11 protein-coding genes are annotated in these 16,303 nt (G+C 65.1%); 4 read left to right on the top strand and 7 right to left on the bottom strand.

The window, feature by feature from the left end:
• Nucleotides 1–27 precede the first annotated feature (27 nt).
• Entirely contained in the window at nt 28–927 is a 900-nt protein-coding gene (locus ACT2BZ_RS17255) for a DMT family transporter (RefSeq protein WP_457936349.1), read from the top strand.
• Nucleotides 928–960: 33 nt separating this feature from the next.
• Here the strand turns inward: ACT2BZ_RS17255 and ACT2BZ_RS17250 are convergent, their stop codons facing one another.
• The 5 genes from ACT2BZ_RS17250 to ACT2BZ_RS17230 form a co-directional block, all read right to left on the bottom strand.
• Nucleotides 961–1,449 carry a CAP domain-containing protein gene (locus tag ACT2BZ_RS17250; RefSeq protein ID WP_457936348.1) on the bottom strand — a complete coding sequence of 163 codons (489 nt, stop codon included), beginning with the start codon at nt 1,447–1,449 and terminating at the stop codon, nt 961–963.
• Nucleotides 1,450–2,075: 626 nt separating this feature from the next.
• Nucleotides 2,076–5,216 carry an efflux RND transporter permease subunit gene (locus tag ACT2BZ_RS17245; RefSeq protein ID WP_457936347.1) on the bottom strand — a complete coding sequence of 1,047 codons (3,141 nt, stop codon included), beginning with the start codon at nt 5,214–5,216 and terminating at the stop codon, nt 2,076–2,078.
• Nucleotides 5,213–6,418: an efflux RND transporter periplasmic adaptor subunit gene (locus ACT2BZ_RS17240; RefSeq protein ID WP_457936346.1), complete on the bottom strand. Its 1,206-nt coding sequence runs from the start codon at nt 6,416–6,418 to the stop codon at nt 5,213–5,215. The genes ACT2BZ_RS17245 and ACT2BZ_RS17240 overlap by 4 nt, the downstream gene beginning before the upstream one ends.
• A 31-nt stretch (nt 6,419–6,449) precedes the next feature.
• Entirely contained in the window at nt 6,450–7,121 is a 672-nt protein-coding gene (locus ACT2BZ_RS17235) for a TetR/AcrR family transcriptional regulator (protein WP_457936345.1), read from the bottom strand.
• A gap of 287 nt (nt 7,122–7,408) precedes the next feature.
• Nucleotides 7,409–9,727, bottom strand: coding sequence for a DNA topoisomerase IV subunit A (locus ACT2BZ_RS17230; protein ID WP_457936344.1), 2,319 nt, complete (start codon nt 9,725–9,727; stop codon nt 7,409–7,411).
• Nucleotides 9,728–9,997: 270 nt separating this feature from the next.
• Between ACT2BZ_RS17230 and ACT2BZ_RS17225 the strand changes: the two genes are divergently transcribed.
• Nucleotides 9,998–11,212 (top strand): hypothetical protein, encoded by a 1,215-nt coding sequence (locus ACT2BZ_RS17225; RefSeq protein WP_457936343.1) that lies wholly within the window; start codon nt 9,998–10,000, stop codon nt 11,210–11,212.
• 97 nt (nt 11,213–11,309) lie between these two features.
• On the opposite strand, the gene aspS is transcribed toward ACT2BZ_RS17225, so the two are convergent.
• Nucleotides 11,310–13,100, bottom strand: a complete 1,791-nt coding sequence (aspS, locus tag ACT2BZ_RS17220; protein WP_457941368.1) for an aspartate--tRNA ligase — start codon at nt 13,098–13,100, stop codon at nt 11,310–11,312.
• 199 nt (nt 13,101–13,299) lie between these two features.
• Here aspS and ACT2BZ_RS17215 point away from each other — a divergent pair, with 199 nt between their 5' ends.
• Both ACT2BZ_RS17215 and rnd read left to right on the top strand, forming a co-directional pair.
• Complete coding sequence (locus ACT2BZ_RS17215) at nt 13,300–14,547, top strand: MFS transporter (protein ID WP_457936342.1); 1,248 nt, start codon at nt 13,300–13,302, stop codon at nt 14,545–14,547.
• A gap of 75 nt (nt 14,548–14,622) precedes the next feature.
• Nucleotides 14,623–15,780 carry a ribonuclease D gene (rnd, locus tag ACT2BZ_RS17210; protein WP_457936341.1) on the top strand — a complete coding sequence of 386 codons (1,158 nt, stop codon included), beginning with the start codon at nt 14,623–14,625 and terminating at the stop codon, nt 15,778–15,780.
• Nucleotides 15,781–15,788: 8 nt separating this feature from the next.
• Here rnd and ACT2BZ_RS17205 read toward each other — a convergent pair whose 3' ends face one another.
• Nucleotides 15,789–16,208: an MAPEG family protein gene (locus ACT2BZ_RS17205; RefSeq protein WP_457936340.1), complete on the bottom strand. Its 420-nt coding sequence runs from the start codon at nt 16,206–16,208 to the stop codon at nt 15,789–15,791.
• Nucleotides 16,209–16,303 lie beyond the last annotated feature (95 nt).

Here is a 16,303-nt window from a genome sequence, read left to right as displayed (position 1 = left end):
TTGAATCGCAACGGAGCACGCCCAACCTTGTCGGATCACCATAGCGACCACGCCAAGGGTCTGCTCATTACCGGTATCGGCGGCCTGGCGCTGACCATCGACATTCCGCTGATCCGCCTGTCGGGCGGCGACGCCTGGTCGATCCTGATGCTGCGCGGCGGCGTCACATTCCTGGCGGCGCTGGTGACCTGGGCAATCTGGCGCGCCATCACGCCGAACGCACCGAAACTAATTCCCGGCCGGCTGGGCTTGGTCGTCGCCTGTCTCTACGGCCTCGGCTCGATCACCTTCATCACCGCCGTCTACAACACCACGACCGCCAATCTCGTTTTCATCCTGGCGTTCAACACCATGTTCGCGGCGCTGCTGTCCTGGCTGTTCCTGAAGGAAAAGCTGCGGCCGGCCACGCTGCTGGCCATGGCCGTCATGGTTTTAGGCATCCTCATCATCGTCGGGGATTCCGTCGGCACCGGCAATCTGTTCGGCGACGTCATGGCGGCCAGCTCCGCTTTCCTGATCGCCTGCGCCATCACCGTGTCGCGCGCCAGCGGGCGCGACATGGGTTTCACAGCCCTGATCGGGGTCATCTTCCCGTTCGCCATCGCCGCCTTCATGGTTTCGCAGACCGGCTACAACGTCGAAGCGCCCTGGTGGATCATCCTCAACGGCGCCGTGGTGACGCCGCTGGCCTTCTTCTGCCTGGCCGCCGGCCCACGCTATATTTCCGGCCCGGAAGTTGCGATGTTCTACCTGCTCGAGACCGTGCTCGCGCCGGTCTGGATGTGGATGATTTTCTACGAAGTACCGACGCGCAACAGCCTGATCGGCGGCACAATCCTTGTCGTGGCGCTGGTTGCCCACTCGCTCTGGCAGTTGCACGAGGGCCGCAAGCGCCGCGCCGCGGCCATGGTCCGCCACCCGGTCTGACCTCGCGCGGCGACCGCTCAGGTCGTCGGCGCTCTACTTGGCAAGCACCAGCGCCCAGTAGCGGCGGCCCTGCCCGTCCGTCGCCGAGCCGAGACCATAATGGCCGAAGCGCGGGTCGAGCATGTTGCGGCGGTGGCCGGACGAATCCATCCACATCGAAAACAGCTTTTGCGGTGTCATCGCGCCATAGGCGACGTTCTCGGCGGCAGGTCCGGCGATGCCGTTCTGCTTCATGCGGCGGGAAAAACCCTTGCCCCAGCCGGTGCTGTGATCCATGTCGCCGGCGCTCGCCATGAAGCCTGCCTGCTGCGCTGCGGCGCGCTCCAGCTTGCTGTCCGACTTCAGCGGCGGCAGGCCGTTCTCCGAGCGGATCGCCGCCAGGTAGGCCGCGCCCGAACCCGAGGCGCCAACGCCGTTGCCGCCGCTCGGCAGCACGCTCTGGCAGCCGGCGACCACAAGCAGGCAAAGCATGGCCGCCATGCCCGAAAGCCGCCCCGTGCCCCGTATCGTGATTCCGTTCATTGGCTTTCCCCGTTCGGACCGCGACTTTCAGCCAGATTGTGGCATTTGCCGGGCGGCAGCGCCTGAGACGTGGACAAATCCCGCCCGCTCTTGCGCGCAGTGCCTTGCGGCGCAAGCTGCAGAGAATGGCCGACAGGCCGTTTCGTCCACACCCCTTCCGACCCGACTACCATGTCGGCAGTTCCTCCTGCGGGAACGCCGGTCATGACGGTGATTTGCGGGGAGGAGCCGGCGCTTCGGGGATGCGGCTAACGTGGCCGCCGAGCCGGAGGGCTGACCCGGAGTCCCCGAGATTCTCCGCGCAGATGCGACGGAGACCAGGCGCCCGTATGTCGTTGGCGCCGCGACGTAGAAACCACCGGCGCATGCCGGAAGGTCCGTTTTCCGTGGGGGATGGGAAGGCCAAAAAACGCCGGACGGGGCGCGGATGCCGCGCCACATATCCATTCTAGGAAGGCACGGCCCCCGCGTCCCGTCTTCCCGGCCTCCGCTTGCGGATGCGAAGGCTGACTTTCGAAAGGCAATGGCCAGATGCGAAGGCAGGCGTGGCAACGGAGGGCCTTGGCCCGAAACAGGCGGCGACCGGGTCTCTCCGGCGCCCGCCCCTGCAGTGGAAGGGACGCGGCCTATTCGGCCGCGATCGGGTATTCTTCCTTCGGCTTCGGCAAATGGTGTACTTCGGCCGCGTGCTCTTCCGCGCCCGGCTCGTCCACCGCGTTCGGCCGCACCAGCCAGCGCCACAGCCTCGACGTGCCGATGGCGGCATCGTCCATGATCGTGAAGAAGGACGGCACGAAGATCAGCGACAGGAAGGTCGAGACCAGCAGGCCGCCGATCACCGCGGTCGCCATCGGCGCGCGGAACTCGCCGCCGTCGCCGAGCGCCATCGCCGCCGGCACCATGCCGGCCGACATGGCGATCGTGGTCATCACGATCGGCCGCGCGCGCTTGCGGCCGGCATCGATGATGGCGTCCTTGCGCGGCACGCCCATCTTGATCTCCTCGATGGCGAAATCGACCAGCATGATGGCGTTCTTGGTGACGATGCCCATCAGCATCAGGATGCCGATCACCACCGGCATGGAGACCGCCGAATTGGTCAGCCACAGCGCCGCCACCACGCCGCCGACGGCAAGCGGCAGCGAGCCCAGGATGGTGAAGGAGTGGAACACCGAGCCGAAGAGCAGGATCAGCACAACCAGCACCAGCATCAGGCCGGTCGACATGGCGGTCGCGAAGCCCGCGAAGACCTCGCCCATGACCTCGGCGTCGCCGGTCTCCTGGATGCGCGTACCGGCCGGCATGTCCTTGACCGCCGGCAGCTGCCAGACAGTCGCCAGGCCCTCGCTGAGCTCGGCGCCGGGCGCCATGTCGGCGCTGATGACGACTCGGCGCTCGCGGTTGAAGCGGGCAATCGACGACGGGCCCTGCCCGAAGCGGATCGTGGCGACCGATGAAAGCGGCACGGTGACGCCGGACGGCGAGGTCACCGGAAGCTGGCTGACCACGTCGATGTCGTCGCGCGCCGCCTCGTTGAGCTGCACGCGGATCGGGATCTGGCGGTCGCCCTCGGTGAACTTCGCCAGGTTGGCGTCGATGTCGCCGATGGTGGCGACGCGCAGCGTCTCCGAGATCGTCGCCGTCGAGATGCCGAGCTCGGCAAGCCGTGCCAGGTCGGGCTCGATGACGACTTCCGGACGGTCGAGCGCGGCATTGGAGCTGACGGCGCGGAACTGGCCGGTCGCCGTCATCTCGCTCTGGATCTTGCGCGCCTGTTCGTCGAGCAGCTTGCCGTCGGTGCCCATGACGCCGAAGGCCAGCGCCCGCTCGCCGCGGTCGTTGACGAAATACGCGCGCAGGTCCGGTACGGTCTCCATCCTGGCGAGCAGGATCTCCTCGATCTCGTGCTGCGGCAGGTCGCGCTCGGACTTGTGCTTGAGGTCGGCGACGATGGTGGCGCGCCGTGGCTCGAGCGTGCCCGTCGGGCTGGAGCCGCCGATGACGTAGACGTTTTCGACCTCGGGCACTTCGCGCATCAGCGCCGTCACCTCGTCAGTCGTCTCGCGCGTGTCCTCGAGCCGGCTGCCGGGCGGCAGTTCGAGCGAGAAGATGATGCGGCTGGCGTCCTCGCGCGGGATGAAGCCCGACGGCAGGAAGCCCATCGCGTAGATCGACCCGGCGAAGAAGAGGATGCCGGCTGCGAGGGTCACCCAGCGAAAGCGCAGGCTGCCGCGCAGCAGCCATTCGTAGCCGCGCATCGCCATGCCGGGCTTCGGCTCGCTATGGCCGTGGCTGCGCAGGAAGTAGGCCGCCATCATCGGCGTGATGAGGCGGGCGACCAGCAGCGAGAAGAACACGGCGACCGCGACGGTCAGGCCGAACTGCTTGAAATATTGGCCGGCTACGCCGCTCATGAAGGACACGGGCGCGAAGACGGCCATGATGGTGGCAGAGATCGCGATGACCGCGAGGCCGATCTCGTCGGCCGCCTCGAGGGCGGCGCGGTAAGGCGTCTTGCCCATCTTGATGTGCCGGACGATGTTCTCGATCTCGACGATGGCATCATCGACCAGGATGCCGACCACCAGCGTGATGCCGAGCAGGCTGACGAGATTCAGCGAAAAGCCCATCATGTTGAGGGCCCAGAAGGTCGGGATGATCGACAGCGGCAGTGCGACTGCCGAGACCAGCGTCGCCCTGATGTCACGCAGGAAGATCAGCACCACGATCACCGACAGCACGGCGCCCTCGATCAGCGTTTCCATCGCGGAGTCGTAGTTGCCCTCGGTGTAGCTCACCGAATCGTCGACCTTGCCGATCGAGACGTCGGCATATTCCTGCTGCAGTTCTGCGACGGCTTCCTCGACCCGGCTGGCCACCTCGACATCGCTTTCGCCCTTGCCGCGGAAGACGCCGAAGGACACCACGGTCTGGTTGTTGACCCTGGCGAAGGATTTCGGCTTCTCCCAGGAATCGGTCACCGTAGCGATGTCGGACAGGCGCACCTTGCGGCCGCCCGAGAGCGGGATTTCCAGCGCCTCGAGGTCGGAGACCTTTTCGGCGCCGCCGAGCGTGCGGATCGACTGGTCGCGGCCGCCGAAATCGGCGCTGCCGCCGGTCATGTCGGCATTGACCGAACGCAGCGCGCGGTTGACGTCGCTGGCCGTCACGCCAAGCGCGATCAGCCGGTCGGGATCGATCTCGACCTTGATCTCGCGGGTCACGCCGCCATTGCGGTCGACACGGGCGACGCCCTTCAGTCCCTGCAACTTGCGGATGACCGTGTCGTCGACGAACCAGGACAGTTCCTCGAGCGTCATGGCGGGCGCGGAGACGGCGTAGGTAACGATCGCCTGGCCTTCGACGTCGATCCTGCTGACGATCGGCTCGTCGGCGGTCGCCGGCAGGTCGGAACGGATGCGTTCGATGGCATCCTTGACGTCGTTGACGGCGGTCTGCGTCTCGACCTCGAGACGGAATTCCACCACGGTCTGCGAGTTGCCCTCGGTCAGCGTCGAGATGACGTTCTTGACGCCGCTGATGTTGGCGACGGCGTCCTCGACGCGCTTGGTGACTTGCGTCTCAAGCTCGCTGGGCGCCACGCCCGGATCGATCACCGTGACCGAGACGAGCGGGATGTCGATATTGGGAAAGCGCGTGATCGGCAGCTTCGAAAAGCTCATCAGGCCGAGCGCCATCAACACGATGAACAGCAGGATCGGCGGAACCGGGTTGCGGATCGACCAGGCGGAGAAATTCCAGTTCACGGCTTGATGGCTCCCGTGTTTTCGTCACGCACTGGCGTCACCATGTCGCCGTCGGCAACGAAGGTGCCGGCGCGCGAGACGACTTCCTGGCCGGACGACAGGCCCGCCACGATCTCGACGAAGCCGCTGGCGCGGGGGCCGAGCGTGACCGGTACGGTCGTGATCCGGCCGTCCTCGACAAGCTGCAGGAAGGCATCCTCGCCGACATACATCACCGCAGATGTCGGAACCGCGATGCCTTCGCGGCGAAACAGCTCTATCTCGCCGCGCGCGAAGGTGCCCGGACGGGCCTCGGAACCGGGCGCCAGCGAGATGCGGATGGAGCCGAGCCGCGAGGCCCTGTCGACCTCGGGTGAAATCCTGCGGATCTCGCCCGCCACGCCGTCGTCGGCGCCGGCGATCGCCACCTCGGCCTTCAGTCCCTTGGAGAGGCTTGGCAGGTCAGTCTCGGCGACATTGGCCGCCAGTTCGAAATCGGCATCGATGGCGATGCGGAAGAGCGGGCCGCTGCCCGGCATGACGACGCCGCCAAGCGTGGCATCGCGCGCCAGGATGAGGCCGTCGGCCGGGGCGCGCAGGTCGGTCTTTTCGATCTGGACCATGACGTTGCGCTTCTGCGCGTCGACCACGCCAAGCTGGGCTTCGCTGGCGGTCGCGGCCTTCTTGGCTGAATCGAGCCTGGCCCGCGCGCTATCCAGCGCATTCACAGCATTGTCGCGCTGCGCGTCGGTGGCAACGCCCTTGAGTTGCAGGGCCTTGGCGCGCTCCAGCGCCTCCTCGGCCTGCCGGACGGCCACCTCGGCATCGCCGATCTGGGCCTGCATCTGCGCAATGTTGGCTTCGGCCTGGGCGCGGGTCGCTTCCATCTGGGCAAGCTGCGTGTCGAGCATGGATCGGTCGAGGACTGCCAGGATGTCGCCCTTCTTGACCGTGTCGCCGATGTCAGCATTGAGCGCCAGCACCGTCAGCCCGTTGAGATCGGTGCCGACGGCCGCCTCCTCGCGGGCCACGATCGTGCCGTTGACCGAAAGGCGCTCGACGAGTTCGCGCTTTTCAGCGGCGACGACACGGATCGCCGGTGGCGTCTGCTCCTTGACCGTCTCGGCATCGGCGGCGAGCGCCATGGGGGGCAGCGCGACAAGAAGTCCGCCTGCCAGTGTCACAGCCGCAAACAGCAGCGCTCGTGATTTGCAATCGCTCATCATCATCTCATGGTTATGGCCGGCGAACCGGTCAGTTGCCTGCAGTATTCCTGGCGTCGACCGGCCGCAGCATCGCGACCGTCGCCGCGCGCAGCATCGTCTCGACCTTGTCGAACGACACGCCCTGATTGGGCAGGTCGGCAATCGCCAGTCCCTGCCCGATGGCCAGGATCATCGGCAGGAGCGCCTCAAGCTCGACCACGGGGTAGATCTCTCCGCGCTCCAGCGCGCCGCGAAGGTAGTCGTGAAACTTGTGGCGAACGTCGACCATGCAGTTGTCGCCGATCGCCCGAATGCTCTCGTTGCGCAGGGATTCGGTCGCGATCTCGGCGAAGATCGGCGCGTTGCCGTTCTCGTGCGTGAAGCGCAGATGGTCGATCGCGCAGTTGACGACCCCGTCGACGACGTTCGAGCAATTCTCCATCGCTGCGAACGTCTCGGCATCCTGCCGGCGGTTGACCTCGCAGATCGCCTCGATCAGCGATTCTTTCGACGGGAAATAGCGGTAGAGCGCGCCCGGGCTCATCGAGGCCTCGGAACAGATCTGCTGCATCGAGGTTCCCTGGAAGCCCGAACGGACAAAACAGGTCTTGGCGGCGTCCAGAATGCGCTGTGCCTGCAGGTCACGCCGTTCGGCTCGGCTGTGCACATGGCCGTCGAGCGGCTCCGCCTGCGTTGCCTCGAAAAACAGGGTGTCGTCCATGGTTGGGTCCTTGAAAGCGAACATTCGTTCTCAAAGTTTGCGAATGATCGTTCGCCAATTATGCGAACGATCATTCGCGGTCAAGCGGAAATCCGTTTCGCTCCTGACAACGTGATGTCATGGGAGTTGCGCGTTACCTGTCCGGCTCCGGCGCGCCGGTGCCCGAGGCGGCTGCAGGTCGATGCTATCGACGCGAGAAAGTGCCAGGCTGCGGACACCAGCCTGATGCGGTCACGGGTGAGTTCGCGATGATGGCCGCGACACATGCCGCGGCCTGTCGGTGCGGGCTAGCCGAACTTGCCGGTACGCGGAAAGCCCTTTGGCGCCAGGCGTCCGGCCGAGGCACGGGCGCCGAACCACTCGGTCAGTTCCTCGCGGCTGCGCGAGAAGGTCCGGTCGGCGGAATCCTGCCAGGAAAGGCCGGTCTCGACACTGAACGTCTTGAGATCGAGGACGCCGCCATCCTTGTACTTCTGCAGCCTGACGCCCTTGCCGCGCGCCATTTCGGGAATTTCCGCCAGCGGGAAGACCAGCATCTTCCGGTTCTCGCCGACGATCGCGAGATGGTCGCCTTCGAGTGTGACGCAATGCGACGCCTCGTCGGGGGATTTCACGTTCATCACCTGCTTGCCCTTGCGGGTATTGGCGACGACCTCATCCTCCGACACGACGAAGCCATTGCCGGCATGGCTGACAAGCAGGCGCTTGCGCGCCGGGTCATGCACGAAGGCTGTGACGATGTCCTGATCGTTGTCCATGTCGACGATGATGCGGATCGGTTCGCCGTGACCACGACCTCCGGGCAGCCGGTCGGCGCCGATGGTATAGAACTTGCCGCCCGTGGTGAAGACCAGGATCTTGTCGGTCGTCTGCGCAGGGAAGGCCAGCTTGAGGCTGTCGCCTTCCTTGAAGGTCAGCTGCGACAGGTCGCTCAGGTGGCCCTTCATCGCGCGCAGCCAGCCCTTCTCGGAAATCACGACTGTGACCGGCTCCTTTTCGATCATCGCATGCGCGATGTCGGTCAGGTCATGCTCGGGCGCGTCGGCGAATTCGGTGCGGCGCCGGCCAAGCTCGGTCTGCGGACCGAATTTCTTCAGCGTCTCGCCGACTTCCCAGCGGATGGTCTTCCACTGGCGGGCGGGCGAGCCCAGAAGCAGCTCAATTTCCTTCTTCTCGACCGAGAGCGCGTCGAACTCCTTGCGGATCTCGAACTCCTCGAGCTTGCGCAGGGCGCGCAGGCGCATGTTGAGGATGGCCTCGGCCTGATTGTCGGTCAGCTCCCAGCGGGCCATCATGACCTGCTTGGGCTCGTCCTCCTCGCGAATGATGCGGATCACCTCGTCGATATTGAGGTAGGCGATCAGGTAGCCGCCGAGGATTTCAAGACGCTTCTCGATTTCGGCGAGGCGATGACTGGAACGGCGGACCAGCACTTCCTTGCGGTGCTCGAGCCATTCCGAAAGCACGCTCTTGAGCGACAGAACGTTCGGCACCTTGCCGCGAGACAGCACGTTCATGTTGAGCGGGAAGCGGGTCTCGAGTTCGGTCAGCTTGAACATCGATTCCATCAGCAGCCCGGGATCGACGGTACGGCTCTTGGGCACCAGGACGACGCGGATATCCTCGGCGCTCTCGTCGCGGATATCCTCAAGCAGCGGCAGTCTTCTGGCGATCAGCAGTTCCGCGATCTTCTCGATCAGCTTGGACTTCTGCACAAGATAGGGGATCTGGGTGAGCACGATATTCCATGTGCCCCTGCCCTGATCTTCCTGGTGCCATTGCGCGCGCAGGCGGAAACCGCCGCGTCCGGTGGCATAGGCTTCCTGCATGGAGGCCCAATCGTCGACCACCATGCCGCCGGTCGGGAAGTCCGGGCCGCGAACCTTGCATTCGAGCAGGGCCATCGGGTCCGTCTTGGCGCGCTCCTGGATCTCGGCCCACTGCTCCGGCGAGGTCATCAGGTCTGCGATCGAGGCCTCGCGGTTGTCGATCAGGTGCAGCGCGGCGGCGCAGACCTCGGCGGCATTGTGCGGCGGGATGGAGGTCGCCATGCCGACGGCGATGCCCGACGAGCCGTTGGCCAGGATGTTGGGGAAGGCACCGGGCAGCACGACCGGCTCTTCGTCTTCCTCGTTGTAGGTAGGACGGAAGTCGACCGCATCCTCGGTGATGCCCGACAGCAGATCGACCGCCACATCGGTCATGCGCGCCTCGGTGTAGCGCATGGCGGCAGCGTTATCGCCGTCGATATTGCCGAAGTTGCCCTGGCCGTCGACAAGCGGGTAGCGGACTGCGAAATCCTGCGCGAGGCGGACCAGCGCGTCGTAGATCGACTGGTCGCCGTGCGGATGGAACTTGCCCATCACCTCGCCGACGATGCGGGCGCACTTGGCGAAGCCCTGATCGGGATTGAGGCGCAGCAGGCGCATCGAGTGCATGATGCGGCGGTGCACCGGCTTCAGGCCGTCGCGGACGTCCGGCAGCGCACGGTGCATGATGGTCGACAGCGCATAAGCGAGATAGCGCTCTTCGAGCGCCTTCTTCAGGTCGACCGGTTCGATGTGATCACCGCCGCCCGATCCCGGCGGCAAAAGGCTTTTTCCCATGGTGCCGGGTTAGCCGAGACGCTGATTCGCGGCAAGTGCGCGCGCAGCGCCGCTGCAGCCCCGTTCGCGGCATCCGGGTTTCTGCTCGCAGAAGTCGCCTGCGCAGGGTTGCAGCGCGGGAAAGAAGCCCTTCACTATCGCCGCCAATGTTTGGCCGGAGCGATTGCCTTCGGCAGCGTTTTTCGCGCAATGTGCCGCCGCTCGCCTTCTTCCGGTCCAGTTCGTGCGGATTCGTGAGAAACGCAGCGGATAAACCGTGGAGAACGTTCGATGACAAAACAATTGGCTCTGGTGCGGACCCTTGCCTTCTCCTCGGTCCTGCTCGGACTTCCATTCGGCCCGGCCTTCGGCCAGGATGCCTCGGAAGTTGCCGAAAGGCTGAAGGTGCTTGCCTTGCAGCAGGGCATGGACCTCGCCTGGAACAATGTCTCCGGCGATTCCTCGGAGATGACCCTTGAAGGCGTGACGGTGAAGCCCGTCGACGAAAAGGATGCCCTGCCCATCGGCAGGATCACGCTGACCGGCGTCAGCGAGGACGGCAGCGGCTATTCGATCGAAACGCTGACGACCAGCCCCTTCTCAAAGTCCGGCGACGGCGTCGCGGTCGACGTCAGTGCCCTCGTGATGAGCGGACTCCGGCTGCCTGCGCCCGACGCCACCGATCCGATGGCCTCGATGGTGGTCGCCTATGATCGCATGGAACTGGCGAGCATGAGCGTCGACGTCGGCGGCAAAAGGGCCTTCGCGCTGGAAGGACTGGGCTTCGAGATGAAGCCGCCTGAAGGCGGGCGGCCGATGGAATTCAGCGGCGCCGCCGAAAAATTCAGCGTCGACCTGACCTTGATCGACGACCCGCAATACAAGGGCATAGTCCAGGCCCTCGGCTATGACACCGTCAACGGCTACCTGGAGATGGCCGGTTCATGGCAGCCCGAGGACGGACGGTGGTCGCTGTCGCAATACGACGTATCGTTCGAGAATGTCGGGACGTTCGGGACAACGCTGGATTTCGGCGGCTTCACGCCCGATGTCGTGAAGTCGATCCGGGACCTTTCGGCAAAGATGGCCGAGGCCGGCGACGGCGCGGACAGCACGGCGAGCCAGATGGCCATGCTCGGCCTCCTGCAGCAGGTGACCTTCAACAGCGTGTCGCTGCGCTTCGACGACGCCTCGCTCACCAACAAGGCAATCGGCCTTGTGGCGCAGATGCAGGGCCAGAAGCCCGCGGATATCGTCAACATGGCCAAGGCGAGCGTGCCTTTCGCGATGATGACGCTGAACAGCCCGGACCTGACGGCGGAAGTGTCGAGTGCGGTCAACACCTACCTGGACGATCCCAAGAGCATCGAGATCGCGGCCGAGCCGGACGCGCCTGTGCCCTTCGCGATGATCATGGCGACAGCAATGTCGAACCCGAACGACGTGTCGGTGACCGCCAATGCATTGTGGAAAATGCTGGGGCTGAAGGTCCGCGCCAACCAGTAAGCGCCCATCGGATCAAACAAAGGGGCCCGGCATCGCTGCCGGGCCCTTTCGATTCTCGTGACTTTTTCGATTCTTATGAATCGCTTGGCCGGGTTTCCTAATCTTCCTTCTTCGGCGCCGCGACGCGCAGGCTGAGCTCGCGCAACTGCTGCGGCGAAGCCTCGGACGGCGCGTTCATCAGCAGGTCCTGCGCCTGCTGGTTCATCGGGAACATCGTCACCTCGCGCAGGTTCTTGGCGCCGACGAGCAGCATGACGATGCGGTCGACGCCGGCAGCCATGCCGCCATGCGGCGGCGCGCCATACTGGAAGGCGCGGTAGAGACCGCCGAAGCGCTCCTCGACGGTGTCGCGGCTGAGCCCGACCATCTCGAAGGCCTTGACCATGGTTTCGGGCAGATGGTTGCGGATGCCGCCCGAGGCGATCTCGAAGCCGTTGCAGACCATGTCGTACTGGTAGGCCTTGATGGTCAGCGGGTCCTGGCCGTTGAGCGCCTCGATGCCGCCCTGCGGCATCGAGAATGGGTTATGCGCGAAGTCGATCTTCTTCTCGTCCTCGTTCCACTCGAAGAAGGGAAAGTCGACGATCCAGCAGAGCTCGAAACGGTCGCGGTCGACAAGGTTGAGCTCCTCGCCGGCGCGGGTGCGCGCGGCCCCCGCGAAGGACGCGAACTTGGCCGGGTCGCCAGCGGCAAAGAAGCAGGCGTCGCCGTCGTCGAGCCCGAGCTGGACGCGGATGGCCTCGGTGCGCTCGGGGCCGATGTTCTTGGCGACGGGACCAGCGCCTTCGATGTTGTCGCCTTCCTTGCGCCAGAAGATGTAGCCGAGGCCCGGCTGGCCTTCGCCCTGCGCCCAGGAATTCATCCGGTCGCAGAAGGCACGGCTGCCGCCGGTCTTGGCCGGGATGCCCCAGACCTCTGCCTTGGCATCGTTGGCGAGGATGTTGGCGAACACCTTGAAGCCGGAGTCGCGGAAATGGTCGGAGACCTCCTGCATCTCGATCGGGTTGCGCAGGTCGGGCTTGTCGGAACCGTATTTGCGCATCGCGACGTCATAGGGGATACGCGGAAATTCCTTCGTCACCGGCTTGCCGTTGGCGAAGGTCTCGAAGACGCCGCGCACGACGGGCTCGACGGACGACAGGACATCATCCTGCTCGACGAAGCTCATCTCGAGGTCGAGCTGGTAGAATTCGCCGGGCAGCCGGTCGGCGCGCGGGTCTTCGTCGCGGAAACATGGCGCGATCTGGAAATAGCGGTCGAAGCCCGACACCATGATCAGCTGCTTGTACTGCTGCGGCGCCTGCGGCAGGGCGTAGAACTTGCCCGCATGGAGGCGGCTCGGCACCAGGAAGTCGCGCGCGCCTTCGGGCGACGATGCGGTCAGGATCGGCGTCGAGAATTCGAAGAAGCCGCTCTGGCTCATGCGGTTGCGCATCTCGGAGATGATGCGGGTGCGCTGGATGATGTTCCGGTGCAGCGTTTCGCGCCTAAGGTCGAGGAAGCGGTACTTCAGGCGGATGTCCTCGGGATATTCGGGCTCGCCGAAGACCGGTAGCGGCAGTTCCTTGGCCACCGACAGGACCTCGATCTCGCTGGCGAAAACCTCGACCTCGCCGGTCGGCAGGTTGGCGTTCACCGTCTCGGCGGTTCGCGCCTTGACCGAACCATCGACGCGCACGACCCACTCGCCGCGCAGTGTCTCGGCGGTCCTGAAGGCCGGGGAATCCGGATCGGCGACGATCTGCGTCATGCCGTAATGGTCGCGCAGGTCGATGAAGAGAAGACCGCCATGGTCGCGGACGCGGTGGACCCAGCCGGACAGGCGGACATCGGCTCCGACATCGGACTTCCTGAGGGCGGCGCAGGTGTGGCTGCGGTAACGGTGCATGGTCATTGTTCGATCCGGGACGTTGGGGAACGGCGCCGACGCTTCGAAGCCGGGCCTGAAAATTCGCGCGAAAAGCGCATGGAGGCCCTGATTTGTCAAGGTAAAGGGCGGTGTGGCCCAACCAGCGCGGCCATTGCTGCTGGCAATCGCCGGCTCGATGGCCCAAGAAGGGGCACCCGCTAGCGGATCACCTGCCCCCATGTCCTCCATCCGTCCGCTGATTCCGCTTCTCATCGCCGCAGGCATCCTGCTTGGCGGAAACGGGCTGCAAGGCACGCTGATCGCGCTGCGCGGCGCGCAGGAGGGCTTCGAGCCCTCGACCATCGGCTTCATGGGCACGGCCTATTTCGGCGGCTTCCTTCTCGGCTGCATCTTCGTGACCCGCATCATGAAGGCCGTCGGTCACGTCCGCTCCTTCTCGGCGCTCGCCGCGATTGCCGCATCGGGCACGCTGATGCTGGTGCTGATCATCGACCCGCTGGTGTGGTCGGCCATCCGCTTCGCCACCGGCTTCTGCTTCGCCGGCCTGTTCACCATCATGGAGAGCTGGCTGAATTCGGGCGTGCAGAATCACAACCGGGCGCGCGTGCTGGCGCTCTACCGCATCATCGACATCGGCTCGGTGACCGGGGCGCAATTTCTCATCCCCGTCTTCGGCGCCGACGGCTTCACCATCTTCGCCATCATGTCGATCATGATCACGCTGTCGCTGGTGCCGGTCTCGCTCGGCGACCGCTCGAACCCGACGGCGCCGGAGGAGGTCAAGCTCGACCTGGCGCGCGTCTGGCGGATCTCTCCCCTCGCCTGCATCGGCTGCATCGCGGTGGGCGTCACCAACAGTTCGTTCCGGACCTTGTCACCGGTCTACGCCGAGCAGATCGGCATGTCGGTGACGGACGTGGTGACCTTCATCAGTGTCGGCATCATCGGCGGCGCGCTGATCCAGTATCCGCTCGGCCACATCTCCGACATCTGGGACAGGCGCAAGGTGCTGCTGCTGACGGCGACCGGCTCGATGGTCGCGGCGCTCGCCCTGGTTTTCCTGGCCGGCACCAGCACGCTCGTCAACTTTGGCCTGGTGTTCGTCTTCGGCTCCTTCGCCATGCCGATGTTCTCGCTGTCGGCCGCGCATGCCAACGACCGCGCCGACAAGGGCGAGTTCGTGCTCGTCAACGCCGCGCTGATGCTGTTCTACTCGTTCGGCGCCATCGGCGGACCGCTTGTGGCGGCAACCTTCATGCAGCGGCTCGGCCCGCAGTCGCTGTTTGCCTTCTGCGCCGCGGTCTACGTGATCCTCATCCTGATCATCCTTTACCGGATGCGGGCGCGCGAAAGCGTTCCGGCCAGCAAACGCGGGCGCTTCATCGCCATGCTTCGAACCTCGACGATCTTCGCACGGCTGGCGCGCCGCCCCGGCAACGCGGAAAAGCCGCCGTCCGCCGACTGACCTGCGGTAACTTGACGAAAGCCCCGCTGGCTGAAATGGAATGGAACCCTTTCTCCTATGAGACCCTGAGTTTTCATGCATGTAATTACCCTCCAGGCAGAACTCGATGCCGTCATCGCAGAATTCGAGAAGTCCGAATTCGTCACCGTCGATACGGAGTTCATTCGCGAAACTACCTTCTGGCCTGAACTCTGCCTGATACAGATCGCATCGCCGGGCGTTACCGCGCTGATCGACCCGCTGTCGTCCAACATCGACCTCGATCCCTTCTTCCGGCTGATGGCCAACGAAGCGGTGACGAAGGTTTTTCACGCCGCGCGCCAGGACATCGAGATCGTGTTCCATCGCGGCGGCCTGATCCCCCACCCGGTGTTCGACACGCAGGTCGCGGCGATGGTCTGCGGCTTCGGCGACAGCGTGTCCTACGATCAGCTCGTGCAGCGCATCACCGGCCAGCATCTCGACAAGTCGTCGCGGTTCACCGACTGGCGTCACCGCCCGCTATCCGAAAAGCAGCTGACTTACGCGCTTGCCGACGTGACGCATCTGATCGACGTCTACCAGCACCTGAAGGTCGAGCTCGAGCGCGAGAACCGCGCCCACTGGCTGAACGAGGAAATGGACGTCCTGACGTCGCGCGAGACCTACGACCCGAAGCCCGAGGACGCCTGGAAGCGGCTGAAGATGCGGCTGCGCAAGCCGCAGGAACTGGCCGTGGTGCGCGCGGTCTCGACGTGGCGGGAACTCGAAGCGCGCGAGCGCAACGTGCCGCGCGGGCGGGTGCTGAAGGACGACGCCATCTACGAGATCGCGCAGCAGCAGCCGCGCGACACGACGGCGCTCGGCCGGTTGCGCACGACGCCGAAGGGCTGGGAACGCTCGTCGACGGCCACGGCGCTGCTGGAAGTCATCAACAAGGCGCTGTCGCTACCCAAGGATGAAATGCCGAAGGCGCCGCGGCCTCAGCAGCAGGCCGAGGGGTCAAACGCCGCCGCCGAACTGCTGAAGGTGCTGCTGCGCCTGGTGGCGGAGAAGGAAGGCGTTGCGGCCAAGGTGCTGGCGACCAGCGACGATATCGATCGCATTGCCTCCGAGGGCGAGAGCGCAGACGTGCAGGCGCTGCATGGCTGGCGGCGCGAGGTGTTCGGCAATCACGCGATCCGGCTGGTTCGCGGCGAGATCGGCATCAAGTTCGACCAGCGCAAGATCGCCGTGTTCGACATCACCGAATAGCCGCGCTGTTACGGCCCGCCGGCAATGCGCAGGGCGAACAGGATCCAGCCGAGACCGAGCACGCCATAGCCGGCGGCGAACAGCGCGCTGCGAAGACCAAGCCGGTTGCTGGTCAGGTGCACCAGCGCGTGAGCATAGCGCAGCACGACGAAAAGCCAGGCGACAGCGACAGTCAGGTACCAGACTCCCGCCGTGACGTAGAGCGACAGGCAGAGCGCGTAGAACAGTACGGGCAGCTCGAACTGGTTCATCAGATTGTTGGAGGCGGTGGCGCTGCCCTCGGGCTCCCCGCCCCGATCGGCGAAGACACGCGGCCGCACAGTGCCTGCGATCAGCGGGCCGAAGCGGCGACGGCCCAGAACCGCATAGACGATGTAGGCCAGCAAGACCTGCGCCAGCATGGGCCAGAAAATCGCGGTCTGATTCATTCATCGTTCTCCGTCGCTGTCCACACACGTAGTCCGCCGGCGGCGCCAACGCCAGCTGCCATGTCCGGTGCATCGCCAATGCACAGGACAGGAAA

The sequence above is a fragment of the Mesorhizobium sp. 10J20-29 genome (assembly GCF_054130485.1).
Note: the sequence above shows the minus strand (reverse complement) of the source record. Positions and strands in the feature narration are given on the sequence as shown.

Bases quoted from the DNA above. Each gene is read 5' to 3' on its own strand.
- ACT2BZ_RS17250 (WP_457936348.1), bottom strand. From the start codon at position 1,449: ATGAACGGAATCACGATACGGGGCACGGGGCGGCTTTCGGGCATGGCG.
- ACT2BZ_RS17240 (WP_457936346.1), bottom strand. From the start codon at position 6,418: ATGAGCGATTGCAAATCACGAGCGCTGCTGTTTGCGGCTGTGACACTG.
- ACT2BZ_RS17235 (WP_457936345.1), bottom strand. From the start codon at position 7,121: ATGGACGACACCCTGTTTTTCGAGGCAACGCAGGCGGAGCCGCTCGAC.
- ACT2BZ_RS17230 (WP_457936344.1), bottom strand. From the start codon at position 9,727: ATGGGAAAAAGCCTTTTGCCGCCGGGATCGGGCGGCGGTGATCACATC.
- ACT2BZ_RS17225 (WP_457936343.1), top strand. From the start codon at position 9,998: ATGACAAAACAATTGGCTCTGGTGCGGACCCTTGCCTTCTCCTCGGTC.
- aspS (WP_457941368.1), bottom strand. From the start codon at position 13,100: ATGCACCGTTACCGCAGCCACACCTGCGCCGCCCTCAGGAAGTCCGAT.
- ACT2BZ_RS17215 (WP_457936342.1), top strand. From the start codon at position 13,300: ATGTCCTCCATCCGTCCGCTGATTCCGCTTCTCATCGCCGCAGGCATC.
- rnd (WP_457936341.1), top strand. From the start codon at position 14,623: ATGCATGTAATTACCCTCCAGGCAGAACTCGATGCCGTCATCGCAGAA.
- ACT2BZ_RS17205 (WP_457936340.1), bottom strand. From the start codon at position 16,208: ATGAATCAGACCGCGATTTTCTGGCCCATGCTGGCGCAGGTCTTGCTG.